Origin of the sequence: Mesorhizobium sp. M1307, from assembly GCF_040318155.1 — a bacterium.
In the GTDB taxonomy this organism is placed as follows: domain Bacteria; phylum Pseudomonadota; class Alphaproteobacteria; order Rhizobiales; family Rhizobiaceae; genus Mesorhizobium.
Genome location: NZ_JAMYLR010000110.1, coordinates 1 through 865, shown reverse-complemented (window position 1 = coordinate 865; position 865 = coordinate 1). Strand labels below are relative to the sequence as shown.

General features: G+C 57.7%; 1 protein-coding gene. It reads right to left on the bottom strand.

What is annotated here, in order from left to right:
* On the bottom strand, positions 1-457 hold a 457-nt coding region (locus NKH16_RS34845), incomplete at its 3' end, for a helix-turn-helix domain-containing protein (RefSeq protein WP_352903973.1).
* Between the last annotated feature and the right edge of the window lie 408 nt (positions 458-865).

Sequence of the window (865 nt, the reverse complement as noted above, 5' to 3'; positions counted from 1 at the left end):
CGACCTTCACGGTCACTGTCACGCCGTTGATCAGGACGATCTCGTGGCTCCAGTCGAACTGGTAGGCCTCGCCCGGCGCGAAGAATAGCGGCACATAGGCGTCCGCCGTCGCCGACCCCTGCGCCTTCGCCCAGCTCTTCGCGTATCGGCGGACGGCGTCATAGCCTCCTTCGTAGCCGAGGCTGCAAAGCTCTTCGTAGATCCGGATCAGTGTCAGTTGCTCGCGCGCCGCCTTGCCACGGTTGCCATTCAAAAACCCGTCAAGCTCATCCTGCCACGGACCGATCTTCGGCTTGGGCTGCCGCTCGCGTTCGTAGGAGAACGATGTCTCATCGGATCTAAGAATCCTGCGGACGGTGTTCCGCGACACATGCAGTTCGCGGCAAATCCGCTTGAGCGACCATCCCTGCACATGGAAGGCGCGCCGAACCCGGGCAATCGTATCCACCGACTTCATCCCCACACCACCCGCTCGCCACGACGAGCTGATGGTCGCAAATCAAAGCATCAGGGGGGGGCAAAATTGGACGCCGATTCCCCGGCTTATGGGGTCAATTTTGCACGCCGATTCACAGTGCCAAATTCGAACGTCTGTTCGACAATGATCTTCCTTGTGGCGATCTCATACCACTAACGGCGCATTGTCGGCTCCGGCGGTTGCGGGTTTCCCTTTAGAATCAGTGGCATGATCTAAGGTGTACCTGAAACCGTCAGGCCTTTCCTGCGGAAATTTGGTGGTTCCTCCAGTAATTTCAGCAGCTTACCGTTTGTGGACGGGCACTAGCTAGTTTCCGTCCACAAACGTCAAACTGTTGATTTTATTGCCTAAATCGTGACTTTGCGCGGGCAAGGCCCGGCGGTTTCA